This window comes from Gordonibacter sp. (assembly GCF_036667095.1).
Classification (GTDB): domain Bacteria; phylum Actinomycetota; class Coriobacteriia; order Coriobacteriales; family Eggerthellaceae; genus Gordonibacter.
This window is the reverse complement of sequence record NZ_JAVWUP010000214.1, coordinates 1-3,781: the sequence shown is the minus strand read 5'-3', so window position 1 is coordinate 3,781 and position 3,781 is coordinate 1. Positions and strand designations below refer to the sequence as shown.

General features: G+C 59.6%; 3 protein-coding genes. 1 reads left to right on the top strand and 2 read right to left on the bottom strand.

Annotated features, from left to right (window positions below):
• Window positions 1–137 precede the first annotated feature (137 nt).
• A complete protein-coding gene (locus RR842_RS12655; RefSeq protein WP_332565836.1) occupies window positions 138–1,061 on the bottom strand; it encodes a site-specific tyrosine recombinase in 924 nt (307 codons plus the stop codon).
• 267 nt (window positions 1,062–1,328) lie between these two features.
• Here RR842_RS12655 and RR842_RS12650 point away from each other — a divergent pair, with 267 nt between their 5' ends.
• The gene (locus RR842_RS12650; protein WP_332514444.1) at window positions 1,329–2,807 is read left to right on the top strand and encodes a DUF1846 domain-containing protein; all 1,479 of its coding nucleotides are present in this window, start codon (window positions 1,329–1,331) and stop codon (window positions 2,805–2,807) included.
• 177 nt (window positions 2,808–2,984) lie between these two features.
• Here the strand turns inward: RR842_RS12650 and RR842_RS12645 are convergent.
• Window positions 2,985–3,781 (bottom strand): DUF4143 domain-containing protein (locus RR842_RS12645; RefSeq protein ID WP_332565837.1); only part of this gene is annotated, 797 nt, incomplete at its 5' end.

Genomic DNA, 3,781 nt, shown 5'->3' with positions numbered 1-3,781 from the left:
ATGCGCAAAGGGGGATCGAAGCTAGTGGAGCTAGTGGAGCTAGTGGAGCTAGTGTTTCATGTGAGCTTTTTGAAGCGTCGAGACATTTTGAAGCACCCTGAAAAGAGGGGCTGCGTTGCTATGCTTGTAGCAAACTATTAAGCACGGGGGTGGGCGCTGAGGTACTCTTCGCGGATATGGGCACGATTCACGTGCGTGTATATCTGAGTGGTGGAGATGTCGGCGTGGCCGAGGATCTCCTGGATGACACGCAGATCGGCACCGCCTTCCAGCATATGGGTGGCAAACGAGTGGCGCAGCGTATGAGGATGCAGATTGACTACGCCGATGATGCGACCAGCTTCGGCGACGATGGCATGCACGCTCTGGCGTGTCAGGCGGCCACCGCGCGCGTTCAGGAACACGGCCGCAGTCGGCTTGGCATAGGGCTTCGTCAAGACAACGCGCGCGTGGCCGAAATAATCGGCAACGGCCTCCAAGGCAGCGCCCGATATGGGGGCGATGCGCTCCTTGTTCCCCTTGCCCACGATGCGCAGGTACCCCTCGTCCAGAATGCAATCACCCAAGTCGAGCCCCGTACATTCGCTAACCCGCAAACCGCAGCCATACAGCACCTCCAAGATGGCACGGTTGCGCAAACCCAGAGGCGTGCGATCGCTACAGGCTTCCATCATGGCATCGACCTGCGATGCCGTCAGCACGTCGGGCAGGCGTTCGGGCGGCTTGGGCAGCTGCACCGTGTCGGTAGGGTTGCGCGAGGTATAGCCCTCGCGCACCAAAAAGCGATGGAAGCCCTTCACGACCGACACGCGCCGATCGATGCTGCTTATCGCGTAAGCGCGCGCCACCAGGTCGGCTTCGTAAGCCACCACCACCGCACGATCGATGCCGTCAATCGACGAGATGCTGCGCTTTCCTAAAAAGGCCAGGTAATCCTTCAAGTCGTGCGTATAGGCGGAAACAGTCAGCGGAGAACTCCCTCGTTCAACGCGCAAGTGGGCGAGGTATTCCCCTACCAAAGGATGCAACGCATGCGGGATACCGTCCGCCCGATCCGCCATAGCTTCTCCCTTATAATGCAACGTGCTCGTCTGGAAAACCCGCACCGCCCCAGCAGAACCGCTCACTCGATCGTTCGCTCTGGATGCTTTTGGAATACCCACCTAGTTTACTAGAAAACCAAACAAAGCGGCTGCTGCGCACAATTTCATCTGTCGGAAACGTAAGTAGGCTATAATCGTACGCGGTGCCGCCGCCCGGCGACCAGAGAGCACGGCGCCTCGCATTCGCCACGTCTTCCACAACCACGAAAGGGGTGTCGCAGTCCCATGCGCATCGGATTCGACAACGACAAGTACATCGCGCTGCAAGCAGAGCACATCCGCGACCGCATTGCCCAGTTCGGCGGGAAGCTATATCTGGAATTCGGCGGGAAGCTGTTCGACGATTACCATGCCGCGCGCGTGCTGCCCGGCTTCGAGCCCGATTCCAAGATCCGCATGCTCAAGCAACTCGTCGACGACGTGGAGATCATCATCGCCATCAACGCGAACGACATCGAGAAATCCAAGCAGCGCGGAGACTTGGGTATCACCTACGACGAGGATCTGCTGCGCCTGATGGATATCTTCCGCGGTATGGGCTTTTACGTGGGAAGCGTGGTCATCACGCACTACGCAAGCCAGCCCGATGCCGATGCATTCCGCCGCCGACTCGAGGGCTTGGGCGTGAAGACGCACGTACACCGCCCCATCGCCGGCTACCCGTACGACATCGACCACATCGTCAGCGCCGAGGGCTACGGAAAAAACGAATACATCGAGACCGCGCGTCCCCTGGTGGTGGTGACGGCCCCCGGCCCCGGCAGCGGCAAGATGGCCACCTGCCTGTCGCAGCTGTACCACGAGCACGAGCGCGGCGTGGCAGCCGGCTACGCGAAGTACGAGACTTTCCCCATCTGGAGCCTGCCGCTGAAGCACCCGGTAAACATAGCCTACGAGGCCGCCACCGTCGATCTGGACGACGTGAACGCCATCGACCCCTTCCATCTGGAAGCCTACGGCAAGACCACGGTGAACTACAACCGCGACATCGAGACCTACCCCGTGCTGAGGACCATGATGGAGCGCATTTCGGGCACCTGCCCCTACAAGTCGCCCACCGACATGGGCGTGAACATGGCGGGCATGGCCATCACCGACGACGAGGCGGTAAGCGACGCCGCCAAGCTGGAAATCGTGCGTCGCTACTTCCAGACCGCCGTCGAGGTGAAGCGCACCGGTATCGGCGAGGACCAGGTTGAAAAGCTCGAACTGCTGATGAACCAGGCAGGCGTGAACACGAACCTCTCCCCCGCCCGCAGCGCGGCGCTCTGGAAGGAAGAAGTGACAGGAGCCCCTGCCGGCGCTATGGCGCTGCCCGGTGGCAAGGTGGTTACCGGCAAGACATCCGCCCTGCTGGGAGCCGCATCGTCGCTGATGATCAATGCACTGAAGGAACTGGCTGGCACGGGAGATGTGGACGTGATCAGCGACGAGGTCATCGAACCCATCTGCCATCTGAAGACCGAGCACCTGAACCACCAAAACCCACGCCTGCATTCCGACGAGACGCTCATCGCCCTGTCCATCAGCTCCGCCGCGAACCCGCTGGCCGCCGAGATCATCGACCACACCGGCGAGCTGCGCGGCTGCGACGCGTTCTTCAGCGTGATCATCTCGTCGACCGACGAGAAGCTGTACCGCACGCTCGGCATCAACGTGTGCTGCGAGCCGAAGTACGAGCTGCATAGGTACTACCACAAGTAAGCTGCCGCCTTTTGCGCAACCCACCTGAGCCCCTTCGTCTGCCTACCAGCGAAGGGGCTCAGGCATTCCGTTCTCGACAGCTTTACGGTCTACATGCGACCACGCAGACCACCGGGCGAACCACCTCTTCCATCCGCAAGCCCACTTTCCCCAGGCCTCGCGCTACCCGCAAACTCCCTAATCGAACAGGGGCACACTTCCTCTGAGGAAGTCTTCTATCGAGGTATTGCGATCTCCTATAACGAGCGGCTTTGCGTTCGGAAAGCGAGAGCAGAATTCTGTGAGTCCTTTTGTCCCTTTGATGCGCCCGCTTTTAACTTCTATCGCAACCAGCTGATCGTCCTTCGTCACCACAAAATCGACCTCAGCGCCGCCGTCTCTCCACCAGTGCACTTCGAAACGCTCCGTCTGCGCTCGCGCAAGCAGATTTACCCCAACGGCAGTTTCCACCAAGTGACCACGTAAGGAGGGATTCCCGAAAAAGGCATCCATCGAGCCTCCCCAGGTAGCCGTCATAAGCGAAGGATCGCGCACAAGAAGGCGCGGCGAGCTGCTGCGCACAGCGAGCGACTTCGGGTCGTATTTTTTCAGGCCCGCCATCAGCCCCGCCCCGGAAAGCAGTTCCAGATAATGCGCCATAGTGGCAGCATTGCCCTTGTCGTCTAATTGTCCGAGCAGCTTGCGATAGGATATCTCCTGAGCTGAGTACTGAGCGCCCAACATGAAAAGATTTCTCAAAAGGGCCGGTTTGCGCACGTCCTCCATCTGGAGCACGTCTTTTGATACCGTTGCTTCGATAATCGAGTCCCGCATGTAGGTAATCCAACGCTCTGGGTCGGATTTGAACGCCGCCGCTCCGGGGTATCCACCGAAATGCAAATAGTCCTCCATGCCATAGTCGAACGCTTCGCTCATTTCGGAAAGCAACCAATGGGTCGAACGGAGCACCTCAAAACGTCCCGCAAGCGACTCAC

Coding starts and splice junctions, on each gene's coding strand:
- RR842_RS12655 (WP_332565836.1), bottom strand. CDS start 1,061: ATGGCGGATCGGGCGGACGGTATCCCGCATGCGTTGCATCCTTTGGTA.
- RR842_RS12650 (WP_332514444.1), top strand. CDS start 1,329: ATGCGCATCGGATTCGACAACGACAAGTACATCGCGCTGCAAGCAGAG.